Origin of the sequence: Janibacter limosus, assembly GCF_004295485.1 — a bacterium.
GTDB classification, from domain to species: Bacteria; Actinomycetota; Actinomycetes; order Actinomycetales; family Dermatophilaceae; genus Janibacter; species Janibacter limosus_A.
The window spans coordinates 2,273,371-2,292,644 of record NZ_CP036164.1 but is presented as its reverse complement, the minus strand read 5'-3'; the positions used below and the strand labels follow the sequence as shown (position 1 = coordinate 2,292,644).

Genomic DNA, 19,274 nt, shown 5'->3' with positions numbered 1-19,274 from the left:
GTCAGCTGGCGACGGTCGAGCGCAGCGTGATCGCCGCGCCGGTCACGTATCCGGTGCGGCGGGCGGTGACGTGCACGTGGATGCGCGTGCCCTTGTCCTTGCTGGTCAGGGTGTAGGTCGTGCCGGTCCTGCCCGCGATCGCGACGTTGTTGCGGTACCACTGGTAGCTGTAGCTGGTCGGCCGCGGGGTCCACGTGCCCGCCCTGACCGTGATGGTCTGGCCTGCGCGGAAGGTGCCGTTGAGATAGGGGCGGGTGGTCGCATGGATCGGGATCCCGACGCTCGCGGAGGTGGCCGACGCGGTCCTGTAGCCGGACCTCGTCACCTCGACCCGCACGCTGAGCTTGCGGCCCGCGTCGGCGGTGGTCGGTGTGTAGGTCCGCTGGGTCGCGCCGGAGATGTTGGCGCCGTTGCGCTTCCACCGATAGGTGTAGCGCGAGGGAGTCGGCGACCACGAGCCGGTGGAGGCGGTGAGGAGCTGGCCGACACGTGGCGTCCCAGCGATCCTCGGGGAGGTCGTGCGGGTGAAGCCGGGCAGCCGCGAGGTGTTGTCGATGCGCACCACGGCGCCGCCGGCACCCGCGGACTCGGTCGTGACGCGCACCTTGCCGTCGTAGCTGCTGAAGGTGTGCCCGGTTGTCAGAGCCGACTGGTTGTCGAGGGTGCCGGTGGGGGTGGGGTCGAGCAGGACGGAGCCGGACAGTGGGCTGGTGCGCAGTACCCGCACCCCGGTGTCCTGGACCCGGGGGTCCGTCGTGTCGCGTCCGGTGCGGGTGCGGTACTCGACCCAGTACTGCACGCCGGTGCTGACATTGCTGATGACCGCGGCTCGGGTGCCCTCGAGCCCGGAGAGGGGCTTGAGCGTGACGCGCGTGGTGCCGTAGCCGACGGGCACGGCCGCCGCGCTCGGGAGCAGCCCGAGACGCAGCGCCTGCGGGGTCGAGAGCATCGGCATGTCCACGGGGAAGGAAGGGCCCATGATGTCGAGCGCGTCGCCGTACTGCGCCTCGTCGCAGGTGGTCCACCAATCGTTGACGCTGTCATAGCGGGAGTCGTCGCGGTCGGTGCAGACGAGGGAGTTGGCGTGGTCCATCCCCATGTTGTGGCCGAGCTCGTGGGCCAGGACGGGCGCCGCGATGTCCGAGACGTGCAGGACGCCTGGGGAGTTGGGGGTGTCGCCGAGGGAGCCGAGGCCGTACCCGCAGCTTGGGCCGGCGGCGAAGGGCAGCTTCAGGACGAGGCTGGAGTTGTCGGTCCACGCCCAGCCGGTCCTGCTGATCGCCTCGTTCCACAGCTTCATCGGGTCGCTGTCGCAGGCGAAGGCGGAGGTGTAACGCGTGATCGTCGTCGGTGCGCCGATGCGCAGCTCGCTGCGGGACTGGTCGCGCCAGTAGGCGTTGCTCGCGGCGACCTGCTGGGTCGCGGGGGTGAGGGTGATCGGCTCGCGGGTCATGCCCCTGGGAGTGACTTCGACATAGGTGATGCGACGGGTGGCCGGCACGTAGTCGGCGCTGCTCGCCTCCTGGGCCGCAACGACCTGGGCGACCTCCAGCGGGGCGCTGTCCGGTGACATGGCGACGTCGGTGCTCGCCGCCCCAAGGGTCGACGATGACGTGGCGGGCGTGCTGTCGGACGCCGCACGCAGGGCGGCCTGGTCGAGGCGGTGACTGGTCGGGCTCTTGCCCGCCGAGCGGACGGTGAGGGTCCTCCCGGTCTGCGCGGCGGTGACGACGCTCTGCGGGGCGCGGACGTCGAGCGTCACCTGCGCGTGCGGCGGGGTGTGCTCGAGACCGTCTCCGCTGACGGGTACCAGCTCGTCGCCGACGCGCACGGCCAGCCACTGCTTGTCCCCTCGGTGCTCGACGGAGGTCTTGATCAGCTCGCCGGTCAGCCGGACCCGTGCCTCGGTCGTCGTCGCGTCGTCGGCCTGGGCGGCTGCGGCGGTCGTGAGGGCCAGGGCGGCGGTGAGCACTGCGGGGACGAGGCGGCGGCTGCGCATCAGTGGGCTCCGGGCAAAGAGTCGGCGGCACCAGCCGCAGTGACCGTCGTGCGAAGGGGGAGGGGCGAGGCCCCGAGGTGCGGCGTAGGTAGATGGTGACACACACGTACCCACGCTGGCTGAGGTGCGAGGTAGGAGCCTCCCACGCTGGCTGAGGTGCGAGGTACGAGCCTCGAAGCCACGTGTGGGAAGATGATCGCGGCTCACCAGCCGCCCGTCGTGACCTCACCCGGTCGCCACAGGGCCGCCCAACATCTGCTCCACGAGTTTCCGAGGTCTGTCTGCCGTGTCCGCGTCCGAGCCCACCACCACGTATGACCTGGCTGCCCCGCAGTTCGTCGCTCACGAGGGCGGCAAGGTCGAGGTACGGGCCACGAAGCCGTTGCGGGGGATGGACGATCTCGCGCTCCTCTACACGCCGGGTGTCGCCGACGTCTGCCTCGCGATCGAGCAGGATCCGTCGCTCTCGCGCAGCTACACCGCGCGCAACAACACGGTCGCCGTCATCTCCGACGGCACGGCCGTCCTGGGCCTGGGCGACATCGGTCCGCTGGCCGCGATGCCGGTGATGGAGGGCAAGGCAGTGCTCTTCAAGCACTTCGCCGGTGTCGACGCGATCCCGGTGTGCCTCGAGTCCGGCACGGTCGACGAGCTCTTCGACACCATCGTCCGGTTGGCGCCGAGCTTTGGTGGGATCAACCTCGAGGACATCTCGGCCCCGCGCTGCTTCGACCTCGAGCGCCGGCTGCGTGAGCGGCTGGACATCCCCGTCTTCCACGACGACCAGCACGGCACGGCGATCGTCGTGCTCGCCGGCATGATCAACGCCTGCCGCGTGCTGGGCCGTGAGATCTCCTCGCTCAGCGTCGTCGTCGCTGGCGCCGGCGCGGCTGGTGTCGCGGTCACTCAGCTGCTGCAGCTCGCGGGTGTCACCGATGTCGTCGTGTGTGACTCGCGCGGTATCATCGGCAAACACCGCAACGACCTGGTGGCGCACAAGGAGATGCTCGCGGCGACGACCAATGTCACGGGCAAGACCGGGACGATGGGCGACGCGCTCAAGGGCGCCGACGTCTACATCGGCGTCTCCGGCGGCACGGTGCCCGAGGAGCAGGTCGCGGCGATGGCCGAGGGTCCGATGATCTTCGCCCTGGCCAACCCGACGCCCGAGGTGCACCCCGACATCGCGCACAAGTACGCGTCGATCGTCGCGACGGGTCGTAGTGACTTCCCCAATCAGATCAACAACGTGCTGGCCTTCCCGGGGATCTTCCGCGGGGCGCTCGACGCCGGGGGAGTGCAGATCAGCGAGGAGATGAAGCTGGCCGCGGCCCGCGCCATCGCCGACCTCGTCGCGGAGCCGACCGTCGACTGCATCGTCCCGCCGGTCTTCCAGGAGGGCGTTGCCGAGGCTGTCGCCGCTGCCGTGGCTGCCCACGCAGGATGACTCGCTGGCGCGTCGCCGACGGCATCGCCTGGGTGGCGGCCGAGCCCCAACGCGTCGCGCTCATCGATACCCGCGACCCGCTGGCGCAGCCGATGATCGTGCCGACCCCCTTCGCGGAGCTGTGGAAGGCCATCGCGGACGAACCCCACTCGGAGGCCGAGCTGCTCGCGCTCGCGACCGACCTCGTCGAGGACGAAGGGGAGGACCTTCGGGACGAGTTCGTCCGCAGCATCAGTGCGGCCGGCCTGATCGAGGTCGCTACGTGAGTGAGCCGCTGACCCTCGCCGAGGCCGTCCCGCTGGGCACGGTGCACCTGCAGCGGCTGCTGTCAGCGGCAGGCATCCGCTCGTTGGTGATCAAGGGGCCGGCCTTCGTCGAGCTGGGTGTGCGTAGGCCGAGACAGAGCAACGACATCGACCTGATGGTTGCGGCTGGCGACCGCGCAGTGGCCACCGAGACCTTGGCGAGCGCTGGCTGGTCGATCATCAGTCACTGGTTTCCCCCGGCACTCGACGACATCATCTACTCCACGACCTTCAGACATGAGCGCTTCCCGGCCACGCTGGACCTGCACCATCACTTCTCGGGGATGCTGGCCGACGACGCCTTCGAGCACCTGTGGTCGCGCCGTGTCGAGGTCGTGCTGGCTGGCCAGCCGGTGCACACCGTCGGGGTCCCGGATGCACTGATCATCGAGGCGCTCAACGCGATCAAGGCGCTGGCCCGGGATCGTCGCAAGGCGGCGGTCAGCAGGGTGGTCGAGTCTGCCGTCCCGGTTGACGTCAGCGAGGTGGCGCGGGCTTCGGAGACCATCGGTTCGCGTCACACCGCCACGCTGCTCATCGAGGGCCTCGGAGGACCGTCGGCCACTGGTCCCGTCCCCGCGGGCTACCGACGCTGGCTGCGACGGGGCGCTCGCAACGGTGGCCTCGAACTCGTTCTCGACATCCTGCTCCGAGCGCCCCACCAAGCGCCCCGGGTCATCTGGCAGCAGCTGACACTGAGCCCCGACATCGCGCGGTTCTGGGCAGACACACACCGCGTGCCGTACCACAGCCCGCGACAGGTCCTGTGGGTGCGGATCCGTCGCGCGCTGCGTCGCTGACCGATCAGATCGTGTACTCGACCCCGTGGGTGCTAGAGATCATCCCGGCACCGACGGTATTGCCCGTTGCCGGATCGATGAGGATGAAAGACCCTGTGGCCCGGTGGGTCGCATAGGCGTCGACGGCGAGCGGCTGCGACAGTCGTAGGGAGACGGTCCCGACCTCGTTGAGGCCGAGCTCGCTGGCCTCGCCGTCCCGCTCGAGGGTGTTGACGTCCAAGCGTGCACCCAGGCCGTCGACGACGGCCTTTACGGTGCGGGTGGTGTGCTTGAGGAGCAGCTTTTGTCGGCTGTGGAGCGCGCCCGTCGTCATCCAGCAGATCGTGGCGGTGACCTCGCGGGTGACCTCGGGTGCATGCTCGGCGTCTGCGATGAGGTCACCACGTGAGACGTCGACCTCGTCGGCGAGGCGCAGGGTGACGGACTGACCCGTCAGGGCCTGGTCGTGCGTGGCATCAAGGGTGTCGATGCCGGCGATGCTCGTGCGCACACCACTGGGCAGGACGACGACCTCCTGCCCGACGGTGAAGGTCCCGGCCTCCACGCGGCCGGCGTATCCGCGGTAGTCCCGGTGCTCTCCCTGCTGCGGGCGGATGACGTACTGCACGGGGAAGCGGGCTCCCTTCGACTCGAAGAGGTCCGCGTTCTCGGCGGTCTCGAGGTGCTCGAGCAGGCTCGTCCCCGTGTACCACGGCATCGCGTCGCTGGTCGCGACGACATTGTCCCCGGCAAGCGCACTGATGGGGAAGGTCGCGACGGCCGGGACCTCGAGCTGCTCGGCGAAGGTGAGGAAGTCGTCGCGGATCTGCGTGTAGACGGCCTCGTCGTAGTCGACGAGGTCCATCTTGTTGACCACGAGGGTGATGTGCGGGACCTGTAGCAGCGACAGGAGCACGGTGTGCCGGCGCGACTGCTCGGTGAGCCCGTGGCGCGCATCGACGAGGACAAGCCCGAGATCGGCAGTCGAGGCGCCGGTGACCATGTTGCGCGTGTACTGCGCGTGCCCGGGGGTGTCGGCGAGGATGAACTTGCGACGCGGGGTCGCGAAGTAGCGGTAGGCCACATCGATGGTGATGCCCTGCTCGCGTTCGCTGCGCAGCCCGTCGGTCAGCAGCGCCAGATCGGTGTGATCATGCCCCTTGGCCTTGCTCGTCGCCTCGACGGCCTCGAGCTGGTCCTCGAAGATCGCCTTGCTGTCGAGCAGCAGGCGCCCGATGAGGGTCGACTTGCCGTCGTCGACGGACCCGGCCGTGGCGACGCGCAGCAGGCCAAGGTCGAGGTCCGTGGATACCCCGCTCCCTGAGGTGCTAGGAGCGCCAGCGACGAGCCTCGAAGGGTCGGTAGTGGTCAGGGTGTCGGCACTCATCAGAAGTACCCTTCCTTCTTGCGGTCTTCCATGGCGGCCTCGCTGAACCGGTCGTCGCCACGGGTGGCGCCCCGCTCGGTCAGGCGGGCGATGGAGATCTCGTCGATGATCTCCTCGACGGTGCCGGCGGTGGACTCGACGCAGCCGGTGAGCGTGAGGTCGCCGACGGTGCGGAAGCGCACGGTGCGCTCGCTCGCGACCTCTCCGGGGCGAAGGGGGTTGTGCTCGCTCGCGGTGAGCAGCATCCCGTCCCGCTCGAAGACCCGCCGCTGGTGCGAGTAGTAGATCTCGGGGATGTCGAGCTGCTCCCGACCGATGTACTGCCAGATGTCGAGCTCGGTCCAGTTGCTCAGCGGGAAGACGCGCATGTGCTCGCCCTCGTGGATGCGACCGTTGTACAGCGACCACAGCTCGGGCCGCTGGTTCTTGGGGTCCCACTGGCCGAAGTCGTCGCGATGGGAGTAGATGCGCTCCTTGGCGCGGGCCTTCTCCTCGTCACGCCGCCCTCCGCCGAAGGCAGCCGTGTAGCCGCGCTCCTCGATGGCGTGCAGCAGGGTGCCGATCTGCAGGCGGTTGCGCGAGGTCTTGCCGTCATCGATGACGATGCCGTCGGCGATGGCCTGGTCGACTGACGCGACGTGCAGGTCGATCCCCAGTCGCTCGACCCAGCGGTCGCGGGTGGCCAGGACCTCGGGGAAGTCGAATCCGGTGTCGACCTGGAGCAGACCGAAGGGGATCTTGGCCGGCGCGAAGGCTCGCTCGGCCAGCCGGAGCATGACGATCGAGTCCTTGCCGCCGGAGAACATCAGGACGGGGCGCTCGAACTCTGCGGCGACCTCACGGATGATGTGGATCGACTCGGACTCGAGGACGTCGAGGTGCGTCAGGGCGGCCTGTGGGGCAGCAGTGGGCACGAGGGAACCTCTCTTCGGACGGAACCCTCGGAGCATAACGAGAAGTTATGGATGTCCAAACTGGTGTTCATGTGTTGGATGGACACGTCCCGGAGGTGCGCAGGGCACGTGCGTGCGTCGGGCACAATGTCGCCCATGACTGTCGGGGAGGTGGCGTGCGCGTCCTCCTGCTGACCCATCACTACCCGCCGGAGATGGGTGCCCCGCAGCAGCGCTGGGAGGGCCTCGTCGAGTGGTTCACCGCCAACGGCCACGACGTCGCCGTCATCACCCCGGTGCCCCACTACCCGAGCGGCCGGGTCTGGCCCGAGGCCGCCGGTCTCGTCGCGGGGACGGTCCACGGCGGCTCGCACGGCGAGGTCGTCCACCGGGCGGCCTACCGCACGACGACCGGCTCGGTCTGGTCGCTGCTCACCGACCAGGTCATCGGTGCGGCCCACTCCGTCTGGCTGGCCCGACGGTTCGCCGGGGACGCGCGGCCGGACGTCGTCATCACGACCGTCCCGGCGCTCCCTTCTCTCATCTCGGGTGTCGTCGTCTCCCGCCTCATGCGCCGCCCGCTCGTGCTCGAGATGCGCGACGCCTGGCCCGACCTCCTCGCCGTCATCGACCGCTGGGACGGGGAGCGGGTCACCGGCCGCCAGCACGTCAAGCGCTCGCTCGCCCGGGTCGCCGCGGTGGGCACGAGCGTCCTGCAGCGCCGGGCGTCGGTCGTCGTGACGACGACCCACTCCTTTGCCGAGCGACTGCGCGAGCGCCGGTTTCGCCACGTGCGGGTCGTGCGCAACGCCTCGCACCCCTTCGAGGCCCCGCTCGAGCTGCCGACGCGTCCGCTCGAGGGTGAGCTGCGGGTCGTCTACGTCGGCACCGTCGGCCGCGCGCAGGGTCTCGAGACGGCCGTCGAGGCCGCCCGACTGGCCGCGCAGGCCGGGGTCACCGTGCGCCTGCGGGTCGTCGGCGGCGGTGCCGGGCGGGCCCTCGTCCAGCAGGAGGCGGCCGCGGCCGGCGTCGACGTCGAGCTGCTCGGCATTGTCCCGCGCACCGAGGTGCCGGACCACTACGCCTGGGCCGACACCGCGCTCGTCATGCTGCGCGCCTGGCCGGGGCTGGAGCTGACCATCCCCTCCAAGGTCTACGAGCTCATGGACGCCGGCATGCACATCAGCGCGAGCGTCTCGGGCGAGGCCGCGGACGTCATCGGTGACGCCGGTGCCGGTGACGTCGTGCCCGCGGGCGACGCGCGCGCCCTCGCCGACCTCTGGGTGCGGCTCGCCCGTGCCCCGCACCCGCCGGCGCCCTCGCCCCGGGCCAAGAGCTGGGTCGACCTGCACGCCCGCCGCCCGATCACGGGCGAGCAGTACCTCGGCCTGCTCGGCGAGCTCCACGTCGCCGTGGGGCAGCGCGGGGTCAGCGCCGGGCAGCGCCTCGCCGCCCTCACCGACAACGCCTCGCTCCTCGCGGCCACGGCCGTGGAGCACGTCGGCGACGACCCGATCTCCTTCGGCGTCCTCGTCATGCGCCGGCTGCCCGGCCGGATCCGTGACCGCGTCGCCGGACCGCTTGCCCGGCTCGGCTCGAGCCCGACGACGGCCGCCCTCGGGCACGTGCTCGCCGACCGGCCGGAGCAGGCCCGCTCCCTGCTCGAGCGGGCCCGTCCCTCGCGCCTGCGCGACGAGCTCGAGCTCATCGTCTCGGGCACGACCGCGGGCGAAGGGAGGCTGCGCTCACGCGCCCTGTGGTCCGACGGCGAGATCTCGGGGGCGATCGACGCGCTCTCGTCGAGCGACCGCGGTGGCGACCGGCGCCAGGCCGAGCGGCTGCGGTCCGAGCGCCGGCTCCTCACCCCGGGGCACCGTCTCGCCGTGCCCCCGACGCCGGGCCGGCGTGAGCGGGCCCGCCGCCGCAGCGTCACCCACCTGCTCACCAACTCGCTCCCGCACACCGGCTCCGGGTACGCCCTGCGCAGCCACGCGATCCTCCAGGCGCAGACGGCGGCCGGCATCCGGGCGCGGGCCATCACCCGGCCCGGCTACCCCGTGACCGTTGGGGTCCCGGGGGCGCAGCACACCGACTTCGTCGACGGGGTGCCCTACCACCGGGTGCTCGCGCCCCGGCTGCCCGAGATGCTCGAGGACCGGCTCGGGCTGTGGGCCCGCGGCGTCGTCGACCTCGGGGCGCGCTCGCGCACCGAGGTGCTGCACGCGACGACGCACTACCCCAATGCCCTCGTCGCCCAGGCGGCCGCCTCCGCGCTCGGCGTCCCGTGGGTCTACGAGGTGCGGGGGCAGCTGGAGAAGACGTGGGCGACCTCGCGCCCCGACGGCTCCGACGCCGTCGCACTCGCGAGCGAGCGGTATGCGCTGTGGCGGGCCCGCGAGATCGAGATGGCGTGCGCGGCCGACGCCGTCGTCACCCTCTCCGAGGCCCTGCGCGACGACCTCGTCGAGCGCGGGGTGCCCTCCGACCGGATCACCATCGTGCCCAATGCTGTCGACGCGACGCTGCTCGTCGACGCGCCGCCCGCGCACCTGGCCCGTCGTCGCCTCGAGCTGCCGGAGGACGGGGTCTGGGTCGGTACCGTCTCGTCGATCGTCGGCTACGAGGGCCTGTCGACCCTCGTCGACGCCATCGCCCTGGCCCGCGAGGCCGGGGTCGACGTGCGCGGAGCGATCGTCGGCGACGGCGTCGCGCGCCCGGCACTCGTGGACCAGGTGCAGAGCCTCGGACTCGCCGAGCACGTCGTCCTCCCGGGGCGGGTCTCTCGGGGCACCGCGCGACTGTGGCACCAGGCCCTCGACGTCTTCACCGTGCCGCGCCGCGACGTCGACGTCGCCCGCACCGTCACGCCGCTCAAGCCGATCGAGGCGATGGCCGTGGGGCGCCCCGTCGTCGCGAGCGACTTGCCCGCACTCGCCGAGATCGTCGAGACCCCCGGCAGCGGCCTGCTCGTGCGACCCGAGGACCCCGAGGACCTCGCCCGGGCTCTCGTGCGCCTCGCCGGCGACGAGACGCTGCGCGCCGACCTCGGCCTGCGGGGCCGGGCCTTCGCCGAGACCCGGACGTGGACCGCCCTGACGCACAGGTACGCCGGTCTGTACGACACACTGGTGGGTGCGGAGGTGAGCGGATGACGTCGGTGCAGGCGCAGATCGAGGGACAGCCCGTGTCGACGGAGTACGTCGACGTGCGAGGGCTCGTCCCCGTCGGGCGACGCCCTTCGCTGCCCACCTACCTCGCGGAGCTGTGGCGCCGGCGGGCCTTCATCGTCGCCGACTCCCGGGCCAAGAGCGCCACCTCCAACAAGGACTACCTGCTCGGCAACCTCTGGCTCATCGGCCGGCCGCTGCTCGACGGGCTCACCTACTTCGTCATCTTCGGCATCGTCTTCGGCGCCCGAGACGGGATCGACAACTTCGTCGGGTTCCTGCTCATCGGCATCTTCCTCTTCGGCTACACCTCCAGGTGCCTGACCGGCGGCCTGTCGGCGATCCAGAGCGGCAAGAACCTCATCCGCACCTTCGCCTTCCCCCGGGCCGTCATCCCGCTGGCGGGGACCCTGCGCGAGACCCTGTCGACCTTCCCCGTCATCGCGACGATGGTCGTGCTCATCCTCGCGATCCCGCCCCGCGCGCAGCTCTCGTGGTGGTGGCTGCTCTTCCCCGTCGTCTTCCTCCTGCAGACCCTCTTCAACACCGGCCTGGCCCTCTACGCCGCCCGCTTCGGTGCGCTCGTCCCGGACGCCAAGGTCGCCGTCTCCTTCATCAGCCGGATCTGGATGTACGGCTCGGGTGTGATGTTCTCCATCGAGAAGATCAGCGACGGTCACCCGCTCGTCATGGCCATCTCGCAGCTCAATCCCCTGTACTGCGTCCTCGAGATCTCACGTGACCTGTTGCTCTACTCACAGCCCGGAGACCTGCGGCTGTGGGTCGTCCTCGCCGCGTGGGCCATCATCACGCCGCTCTTCGGGTTCCTCTTCTTCTGGCACGGAGAGGAGCACTACGGCCGTGAGTGACCCGCTCATCACCGACGCGAGCGTCGTCGTCCAGGACGTGCGGATGACATATCGGGTCAATGCCGAGGAGGACGACGGCCACCGCCGACGCCTCTGGCGACGGGCGACCCGGGTGCACGCGCTCAGGGGCGTGAGCCTCGTCGCCCGCCGGGGGGAGACGATCGGCATCCTCGGCCACAACGGCTCGGGCAAGTCGACGCTCCTGCGGATCATCGCCGGTCTCGAGCCGCCGACCTCGGGCTCCGTCCTCGCGACGAGCACCCCGACCTTCCTCGGGGTCAACGCCGCGCTGCAGCCGGAGCTCACGGGCGGCCGCAACGTGCGCCTCGGCCTGCTCGCCATGGGCCTGACGCCCAAGGAGGCGGAGGCCGCCGTGCCCGACGTGCTCGAGCTCGCGGCCCTCGGGCCGGCGATCCACCGGCCGATGAAGACGTACTCCTCGGGTATGGGGGCGCGGCTGCGCTTCGCCATCGCGGCTGCTGCTCAGCCCGACATCCTGCTCATCGACGAGGCTCTCGCCACGGGTGACGCGGCGACGAAGGCCCGCAGCGACGAGCGGATGAGGAAGATCCGCGAGCAGGCCGGCACGATCTTCCTCGTCTCGCACGCAGCGCAGGTCATCGAGGAGATGTGCACCCGCGCGATCTGGCTGCACGAGGGGCAGATCATCTCCGACGGGCCCGCCGAGCAGACCGCCCGGGCCTACCGGTGGTGGGCGTGGTGCGAGGCTCAGGGCGACACGGACAAGGCCCGCGGAGTCCTTGAGGGCACCATCGCCCGGCACACCCCTGCCCGGGTCTCCCTGGCCGAGCCGCGAGGTCGTCGGGCCCGCCGGAAGGCCACCTCGTGACCCAGCCAGTCCTGCCGGATGGGTGGCGACCGAGTGGTGCCGACTACACGAGGTACGACCCGGTGCGCGCGTGGGCGAGCATCGACGACTTCGTCACCCGGTCGACCCTCGAGCGCGGCGTCGACATCATCCGGCTCCCGAGCGGTGACCACCTCGACGTCATCGTCGGCGGTCGCGCCGGAGACGCCGAAACCTGTATCCCCGTCTTCTTCGGCGGCGCCATGCCGAGCCGTCCGCAGCACACGCCCCCCTTCTTTTCCGGGCACAACCTCGGCAAGCTCGCGGGCGGGCGATACCTCGCCTTCTCCGACCCGCTCGTCGCCGCCGACACCGACCTGACGCTCGGCTGGTACGCGGGTCGGGCTGGTGACCACGCGCAGGAGACGATCGCCCGTGTCCTCGAGCTGGCCCACCGCCGGTGGGGGCAGGAGCTGCTGCTCGTCGGTGGGTCGGGCGGTGGGTTCGCGGCACTCGAGCAGCTGCGCCGTGCGCGGGTGCCCACGTCGGCCTTCGTGTGGAACCCCCAGACCGACATCCAGCGCTACCTGCCGCCCTTCGCCGATGCCTACCTCGCGACCGCGCTGGGGTTGTCCCGCCCCGCGCTGGGCGGCCAGACGGTCGACCAGCGGGAGGAGCGAGCCCGTGCGGCCGGGATCGACCTGGCCGCGGTCGGGCGTCCCATAGCCACACACGGCGAAGGGGGACGCCTCCTCGTCCTGCAAAACGCGACCGACTCGCACGTCGCCGACCACATGGGGCCCTACCTCGACCGCACCGACCTCGCCGACCTCGGTGACGGCCTGTGGTCCGGCGGCAGGGAAAGCTGGCTCGTCGCCGACATGGGTGAGGGGCACGCGGTGCCACCGCGCGCCACGCTCGAGGCGGCCTTCCTCGCGATGGTTCGTGCGGGCGCCGACTCCCGGCGCATCGCGACCGAACTGCGCTCGCGCGGCCTTGCGCCGGTGCCCCCGCACGACGAGCTGCCGGTCGACCTGCGTGGGGGATCGGTCGATCTGCTGCGCGCCGGGCTGCGGGTCACCCAAGACGAGTGCGGCATCGTGCGGGTGTGGCTGGGCCGACCCGAGCTGCTCACCGACCCCGTGCGAGTCAAGGTCGAGATCGCCTGGGCCGCGCGGGTGTCGTGGCGCGACGTCCCGCCGACCGGCATCGCCATCGCGGCTCCCGGTGCGCTGACGGCGACCGTGCACCTGCGGGACTGGTATGGGCACACCGTCGACTCGGTGACCGTGCCGCTCACCGTCACCGCCCAGCGGGGGATCGGCGTCGTCGGTAGCTGTGTCTCTCGAGACGCCTGCGAGCACCTGCCGAGCGACATCTCGCTCGTGGCCTACGAGGCGCGCCAGAGCCTGGTGAGCGCCTTCGGTTCCCCGGTGCCGCTGCCTCCGGAGCACGACCAGCTGTCGAGCGCCTTCCAGCGGCGCGTCTTCGAGGCCGACCACGCGAGTGCACTGCCCGACAAGGTGCGGGCCATGGCTCCGCTCACCGACCTGCTCGTCCAGGACCTCGTCGACGAGCGCCTCGGCATCTTCGTCCACCGAGACGGTGGCGTGACGACTCGCACCGTCGAGTGGCTCGGGTTGCACCGCGACGGTGCGCCTCCGGTGGGCGCTCGACTGGTCCCCTTCGGCTCCGACGATCACCTGAGGCTCTTCCGCGAGGCGCTCGTGCGGTGGCGAGCACTCCTCGAGGAAACCGGCCTGCTCGGACGTACCGTCCTGTTGGCGCCACCATGGGCCGTGCTCACGACCGACGGGGCACTCACCGGCCGTAGCCTCGACCTCGACGCCGAGGCCGGCAATGCTGCGATGCGGCCTTACATTGCGAGCGTCGAGGAGATCGTCGGCACCCCAGTGCTCGGCCGTGACCTGCTCACCCGGGCGGGTGACCCGCACCGGTGGGGGCCTGCTCCCTTCCACTTCGACGACGAGACCGAGCGCGCGATCGCCGCCGAGCTGGTCCGACGCACCGCCCCGGCGGCCGACCTCGGCGGGGTCGACGTCGGAGGCGACGGGGTCGTCATATCGGTGGGTCCCTCGGGCCCGGCGGCGATCGTCGTCGGGGTCACGGTGCCCCATGGCGCACGGGTCGCCTACCACCTCTTCCGCGGGGCAGAGCGGGTCGAGATGATCGGTTACGACGTGCCCCGCACACATACCTTCTGGCGGGTCGATCCCGGACGTTACGTCGTCAGGGTCTTCGTCATGCTCGCCAGCGGCTCACGGGTCTCGCGTGCCTCGGCGCCCGTCACCTTGGGCTGACGGCGTCGCGGATACCCGCGGCCAGGTGCCCGTAGGCCTGCGCGGTGTAGTGGAAGGGGCTGGCGCCCCACTGGTGCTCGCGGGTGGACGCGGTGAGCTCGGCGGGGAGGGTGACGACCTGCCAGCCCAGTCGGCGCACCCGGTCGTAGTAGCGGCGGTAGCGAGCATTGGCCTCGTCGGGCGTCAGGCCGGACTCCTTGGCCTCGAGGGACTCCCCGTCGTCGAGCGCGTCGGCCCAGGCGGTCTCGAGCACGACGACCCGGTCGGTGAGGCCGAGCTCGTCGATCTCCGCCGCGAGCCGGGCGATCGCCGGGGACCACAAGGCGAAGTGCTCGTCGGTGCCGAAGTCGATCTGGTGGCCGTCACTCGTGGCCTCGGCACCGCCGGCCCGCCACAGCTCGGCGAGGCGGCTGACGTAGCCGCCGCCGACCTCGACGACCCCGCCCCGCTCGTCGATGAGGTCGATGACGAGCACGTCGACCTCGTCGGCCCGACGGGCGAGCTGGGTGAGGGCATCACCCTCGATGTCGCCCTGCACGTTGCGCCGCTGGAAGGGGGACTCGATGGGCTCGAGCTTCGACCACACGCCCTCGGCCGGGTGGCCGGCGCTCACCGCGGACTGGCGTGCAACGTAGGCGATGAGCTCGTGGGTGTCGCCCATGGTCTCCAGGGTGTCCCGGGAGACGCAGCTGCCGTAGATGAAGGTGCGGACGCGGTCCTGGTCGTCGGTGCTCACGCGGTGCCTCCGGTGATGATCTCGGTCAGCTGGGTGGTCGTCCGCTCGTGGGAGAAGGCCGCACGGGCCTGCTCGGCGAAGGCCTCGCCGTCGCGGGGCGCGGTGGCGATCCGCTCGACCATGGACTCCACGTCGGGGCTGATCCACTCGCGTGGGTAGATCAGGTCCGAGCCCGGCCAGGCGAGCAGCGCGGGCAGCGCGCCCGACGCGGCACCGTCGGCGACCGTAAGGTGGAAGGACTCGAAGTCGCTCGTCGACAGGGCGACGCCGATGCCCTGGTACCACTGCGCCATGTCGTCGCCGTGGCCGTCGAGCACGACCGCCCCGGGACGCTGGGCGTTGATCCGGTCGATGCGGGCGAACTGCTCGTCGTAGTACGCCATCTCGTCGGGGCGCTGGGCCATCCACAGGTAGTCGGCGGGGGTCTTGCCCTTGATCCGCAGGGTGTGGTCGAGGCCGCGGGCGTGCAGGCCCTCGAGCACGTCGAGGGCCCGGTCGAGCCGCTTCGGCCGGGCGACGATGCCGACGAGTCCGAGGGTCGTCTCGGCCCCCGGGGACTTCGGCAGGTCGAGACCGTCGAGGTCGACGGCATTGGGCACGACGTGCGTCTTGTCTGCTGGAACGCCATGGCTGGCCACGGCCGCGTCGCGGATGAGGTCGCCGACGAAGACGTAGGCGTCGACGGCCGAGTGCTTGATCGAGGCGAGGTAGGGGCGGCGCAGCTCCTGCGAGTGGACCCGCACGACGAGGCGCTGACCCGGCATGAGGTGCTTGCTGTACCAGACCGCGTTGCCCAGGCCCCACTCGCAGACGATGACGTCGGCACCCTGCAGCAGACGGCTGGAGCGCTCCTCGTCGTGGTTGACGTGGTCGGCCCACTCGTCGATCTCGACCTCGTGGCCGGTGGCCCGCAGGTCGCGGATCATCGCCCGGGCGAACTTCATGTCGTGGCCGGCGACGACGACCTTGAGGTGGCGCGTCGGGCGACCGAAGTCGATCGGGTCTGTGGTGCCGTGCTCGATGCCGGGCGAGGCCGCGGGGAGGGTGAGGTGGACACCCTTCGCGTCGTCTTGCTCGAGACCGGCCTCGTAGGGGCGCGGGCTCCGGTGGTGCGTGCGGATGACGCTGCGGTGGACCATGGCGGGGCCGGACATCGGTGCCCGGGTTTCGTGGGCGAAGGCGTCGCCGGTCGCGTGGTCGGGGTCGACGGCGCCGCTGATCCGCTCCCAGTTGCCGAAGCTGCGGGTGTGTAGCAGGTCCTCGATGCCGGTGCGGGTCGCGACCGGCTCCTCGAGGCGTACGACGTAGTCGGCGGTCATCGCGTTGTAGAGACCGCGACCGTCCCACGCGTGCACGTCGACCCCGAGGTGGGTGAGGCGCTCGCGGGCGGCCTCGGCGTCGCCGACGACGAGGACCCGGGTCGGCAGGACGGACTGGCGGGCCAGCGAGTCGAGGACGTCGGTGCGGAAGTCGTCGACGATCGCCGCGTAGGTGGGCGGCACGTCACCGCGGGTCGGGATGCCGGCGGTGCGGGTCAGCAGGAGCATCGCGCTCGTCACGGTGTGCGAGCGCAGGACGGTGCGCATCTGGCGCCAGGCCTCGCGCAGGCGTGCCTGCGGGTCGCGGGACCACAGGCCGAGCGAGGCGCGCCAGACGTCGGAGTCGTTGGTCGCGGGGATCGTCGGGCCGAGCGTCTCGCCGATGCCGCGGCCGGGGCCCGAGAGGACGACACCACCGCAGGCGGCGACCTCGACGACCCGTCGGGAGAACATCGTCGGGGAATCGGCGACGGAGTTGACGTTGAGGTTGGCCAGGTGCGACTTGTAGGAGTCGATGACCTCGTCGTAGGGGAGCGAGCCGCGCACGTTGCCGCGGAAGATCGCGGGGAAGTGGTACGGCGAGTCCGGGATCGCCGCCTGGCGGTCGTAGATCGCCAGGCCGAAGGGCTGGGCCACGGTGAGCAGGCGGCTGAGCTCGGCGGAGCGCTCCGCGTAGCGCTCGCCGTAGTAGGTCCCGGCGTAGGCGACGGAGGGGTCGTAGGTGCGCGCGCCGGGCAGCGGGTTGTGGATGAGCGGCTGGGCGTAGAAGGGCAGCCCCGACGCGGTGCGGACCGTGCCCACCCCGGCGGCGAGGTAGCGCGGCACGCAGTTGGCATCGGTGGTGAAGACGTGGTCGCACAGCGAGGCGGTCGCGATGAATCGCTCGATGTGGACCGGGTCCTCCTTGTTCCAGAAGACCGAGGGGATGCCGAGCTCGCGGGCCCGCGCGAGCAGCGCGACGATGTCGGCGTGCTCGTCGTCGTCATACCGACCGACTCCACGCAGCCACTGGCCGTCGTTGCCCTTCCACGCAGACTCGACGAAGACGAGGTCGAGCCCGTCGAGCTGGTCGCGCCACCCCTGGCGGTCCAGTGGCACGAGGTCGAAGGTGGGGCGCAGCGTCTCGGTGGTGAACTCGTCGGCGATGATCCCGACCCGCAGGGACCGCAGGTCACGGTCGGTGGTGGCGTCGTGGGCAGCGACTACCGCGGTCGCGCGGGCGTGAGCGTCGCGGAAGGCCTCGGCGACGTGCAGCCAGGTGCGCTCGTCGAGGGTCCACAGCCGGCTGCGGCGGCCGAGGTCGGCGCGGGCGTCCTCGTCGGCCAGGAGCGGCCGGAGGGCGTCGGCCAGGGCGCGGGCGTCGTCCGCCGGCACGATGACGGCGCGCTCGCCCTCGGTCCCCGCGAGGGTGCGGTGCGGCGAGACGTCGGAGAGGACGACGGCCTTGGCGCAGGAGAAGGCCTCGAGGGGCTTGAGCGGCGAGACCATCTCGGTGACGGGCAGCGAGCGGCGGGGGCACGGCATGACGTCGAAGAGGCTGATCATCCGCTGCATCTCGCTCGCCGGGACGCGCCCGACGAAGCGCACGGTGTCACCGAGGTCGAGCTCGTCGGCCTGCTTCTTCAGCGCGGGCTCCGCGGCGCCGGAGCCGGCGAGGACGAGCTGGGTGTCGACCCCTTCGTCACGCAGGAGGGCGACGGCGTCGACGAGCAGGTCGAGACCCTCGTAGCCGACCATCGAGCCGGCGAAGCCGATGACGGGCACGTCGGTGCGCACGCGGTGCTGCCGGGCGTATGCCTCGTCCTTGGGCAGCGGGACGAAGACGCCGGGGTCGACGGCATTGGGCGCCAGGGTGATCTTGTCGGCGGGGACGCCCCGACGGATCAGCTCCTGCCGGGTCTCCTCGGTGATGGCGAGGACGGCGTCGGCCTCGGTCGCTACGAGCGTCTCGAAGTCGGCCTGCTGCTGGTAGCGCTCGGTCTGCTCCCAGTCCTGCTTGCCGGAGGCCTCGGTGACCTCCCACAGCCCCCGCACCTCGTAGACGAAGGGAACACCCACGCGCCGCGCGGCGATGAGCGCAGCGAGACCGGTGACGTGGTTGGAGGCGGACTGGATGAGCGAAGGGCGGCGCAGCCGGGCCTCCCGCACGAAGGCGTCGGCGCAGGCGAGGATGTAGTGGTCGATCGGCGTGGAGCCGAGGCGCGGTCCGGGCAGGTGGGTGTAGTCGACACCGTCGAGCGTGCTCACCTGACGGTGGGCCTTGGGCGCCTTCTTGTCGACCTGGCTGTCCCAGGGATAGCCGACGCGGGCGACGACCGAGACGTCGACGCCCGCGTCGCCGAGGCCGGCTGCGACACCGCGGGTGCGGGTCGAGTAGCCGTTGGTGTTGTAGGCGGGCGTCGAGTGGACGCAGTAGAGCAGGCGGCTGGGCTCCGGCACGTAGGCGGCCCCGCTCGAGCGCGGGGGGACGGGGATGCCCTCGAGACTCACCCGGTGAGCGGCCACGGCGCGGTCGACGAAGATGCGCTGCTTGGCATCGAGGCTCGCGACGAGCTCGGGGTGCTCGGAGGCGATGCGGTGTGCCTCGGTGATGGACCCGAGGCCGAACCATGCGCGGTTGAGCGCGTGGACCAGGTTGCCGGTGGAGGGGCGTTCCGCGAGCTCGGCGAGCAGCTCGTCGTACGACTTCTTCGAGGCTGGGGCGGGCGTGGCGGGCTGCGCGGGGGACTGCTCGGGTGAAGGTGTGGCCGCGGCGGGCCGGGTCGGCGCCAGGGACGAAGGGGTGGTCTCTGCCGTCGCCGCGGGAGCCGGCTTGGTGCCGGGCTTGAAGACCCGACCGGGGGAGGTGAGCGCCTTGCCGACCTTCATGGAGCGGGAGGTGCGGACCCTCTGGAGGTCTTCCTTGAGCCGCTTGTTCTCGGCCCGATAGGCGTTTAGGGCAGCGTTGGCGCTTGCCAATTCGCTCTTGAGGGCCTCCGCCCGTGCGACGGCGCCCGAACGCTTGGTCTCGACAGCCTCCACCTTGGATTGCGTCGCCTCGAGCTTGGACCTGAGGCCTTTGCCCTTCGCAGCGCGGCGCCGTAGGTCCTGAAGCTCGGCCAGAACCGCCTCTGGGTTGGCTGCGATCTCCTCGAGCAACTGACGGGACAGGGCCGCGTCGTCGGACTTCTCGTCGTCATGCACCGTGCACTGTCTCCTTGATCGCAGCGGTCGAGGCACACGGTAGTATGGAAACCTCCGACCG

The 19,274-nt window shown here is 71.2% G+C and carries 12 protein-coding genes; 7 read left to right on the top strand and 5 right to left on the bottom strand.

The window, feature by feature from the left end; genetic code table 11:
• Position 1 precedes the first annotated feature (1 nt).
• A complete protein-coding gene (locus EXU32_RS10870) occupies positions 2-1,999 on the bottom strand; it encodes a hypothetical protein (RefSeq protein ID WP_130629922.1) in 1,998 nt (665 codons plus the stop codon).
• Between the two features lie 286 nt (positions 2,000-2,285).
• Here EXU32_RS10870 and EXU32_RS10865 point away from each other — a divergent pair, with 286 nt between their 5' ends.
• Genes EXU32_RS10865 through EXU32_RS10860 form a run of 3 tightly spaced genes read left to right on the top strand, consistent with a single transcriptional unit; the run spans position 2,286 to position 4,551 of the window.
• The gene (locus tag EXU32_RS10865; RefSeq protein ID WP_130629921.1) at positions 2,286-3,446 is read left to right on the top strand and encodes an NAD(P)-dependent malic enzyme; all 1,161 of its coding nucleotides are present in this window, start codon (positions 2,286-2,288) and stop codon (positions 3,444-3,446) included.
• Positions 3,443-3,712, top strand: a complete 270-nt coding sequence (locus EXU32_RS17175; protein WP_165399651.1) for a hypothetical protein — start codon at positions 3,443-3,445, stop codon at positions 3,710-3,712. Before EXU32_RS10865 ends, EXU32_RS17175 begins: the two co-directional genes overlap by 4 nt.
• The gene (locus EXU32_RS10860) at positions 3,709-4,551 is read left to right on the top strand and encodes a nucleotidyltransferase family protein (RefSeq protein WP_165399650.1); all 843 of its coding nucleotides are present in this window, start codon (positions 3,709-3,711) and stop codon (positions 4,549-4,551) included. The genes EXU32_RS17175 and EXU32_RS10860 overlap by 4 nt, the downstream gene beginning before the upstream one ends.
• Before the next feature lie 4 nt (positions 4,552-4,555).
• Here EXU32_RS10860 and EXU32_RS10855 read toward each other — a convergent pair whose 3' ends face one another.
• Positions 4,556-5,917: a sulfate adenylyltransferase subunit 1 gene (locus EXU32_RS10855; RefSeq protein ID WP_242612762.1), complete on the bottom strand. Its 1,362-nt coding sequence runs from the start codon at positions 5,915-5,917 to the stop codon at positions 4,556-4,558.
• Complete coding sequence (cysD, locus tag EXU32_RS10850; RefSeq protein WP_130629919.1) at positions 5,917-6,831, bottom strand: sulfate adenylyltransferase subunit CysD; 915 nt, start codon at positions 6,829-6,831, stop codon at positions 5,917-5,919. The genes EXU32_RS10855 and cysD overlap by 1 nt, the downstream gene beginning before the upstream one ends.
• 155 nt (positions 6,832-6,986) lie before the next feature.
• Here cysD and EXU32_RS10845 point away from each other — a divergent pair, with 155 nt between their 5' ends.
• The 4 genes from EXU32_RS10845 to EXU32_RS10830 are packed head-to-tail and all read left to right on the top strand — an operon-like array spanning position 6,987 to position 13,975.
• A complete protein-coding gene (locus EXU32_RS10845) occupies positions 6,987-9,962 on the top strand; it encodes a glycosyltransferase (RefSeq protein ID WP_165399649.1) in 2,976 nt (991 codons plus the stop codon).
• Positions 9,959-10,846: an ABC transporter permease gene (locus EXU32_RS10840; RefSeq protein ID WP_130629917.1), complete on the top strand. Its 888-nt coding sequence runs from the start codon at positions 9,959-9,961 to the stop codon at positions 10,844-10,846. The genes EXU32_RS10845 and EXU32_RS10840 overlap by 4 nt, the downstream gene beginning before the upstream one ends.
• The gene (locus EXU32_RS10835; RefSeq protein ID WP_242612761.1) at positions 10,839-11,696 is read left to right on the top strand and encodes an ABC transporter ATP-binding protein; all 858 of its coding nucleotides are present in this window, start codon (positions 10,839-10,841) and stop codon (positions 11,694-11,696) included. Before EXU32_RS10840 ends, EXU32_RS10835 begins: the two co-directional genes overlap by 8 nt.
• Positions 11,693-13,975 carry a DUF6270 domain-containing protein gene (locus EXU32_RS10830; protein ID WP_130629916.1) on the top strand — a complete coding sequence of 761 codons (2,283 nt, stop codon included), beginning with the start codon at positions 11,693-11,695 and terminating at the stop codon, positions 13,973-13,975. Before EXU32_RS10835 ends, EXU32_RS10830 begins: the two co-directional genes overlap by 4 nt.
• Here the strand turns inward: EXU32_RS10830 and EXU32_RS10825 are convergent.
• Together EXU32_RS10825 and EXU32_RS10820 are read right to left on the bottom strand one after the other, a co-directional pair.
• Positions 13,962-14,711, bottom strand: a complete 750-nt coding sequence (locus EXU32_RS10825; RefSeq protein ID WP_130629915.1) for a DUF6270 domain-containing protein — start codon at positions 14,709-14,711, stop codon at positions 13,962-13,964. The two genes, EXU32_RS10830 and EXU32_RS10825, sit on opposite strands and share 14 nt — an antisense overlap.
• Positions 14,708-19,213 carry a glycosyltransferase gene (locus EXU32_RS10820; RefSeq protein ID WP_130629914.1) on the bottom strand — a complete coding sequence of 1,502 codons (4,506 nt, stop codon included), beginning with the start codon at positions 19,211-19,213 and terminating at the stop codon, positions 14,708-14,710. Before EXU32_RS10820 ends, EXU32_RS10825 begins: the two co-directional genes overlap by 4 nt.
• Positions 19,214-19,274: the final 61 nt, after the last annotated feature.

Bases quoted from the DNA above. Each gene is read 5' to 3' on its own strand.
- EXU32_RS10840 (WP_130629917.1), top strand. From the start codon at position 9,959: ATGACGTCGGTGCAGGCGCAGATCGAGGGACAGCCCGTGTCGACGGAG.
- EXU32_RS10870 (WP_130629922.1), bottom strand. From the start codon at position 1,999: ATGCGCAGCCGCCGCCTCGTCCCCGCAGTGCTCACCGCCGCCCTGGCC.
- EXU32_RS10855 (WP_242612762.1), bottom strand. From the start codon at position 5,917: ATGAGTGCCGACACCCTGACCACTACCGACCCTTCGAGGCTCGTCGCT.
- EXU32_RS17175 (WP_165399651.1), top strand. From the start codon at position 3,443: ATGACTCGCTGGCGCGTCGCCGACGGCATCGCCTGGGTGGCGGCCGAG.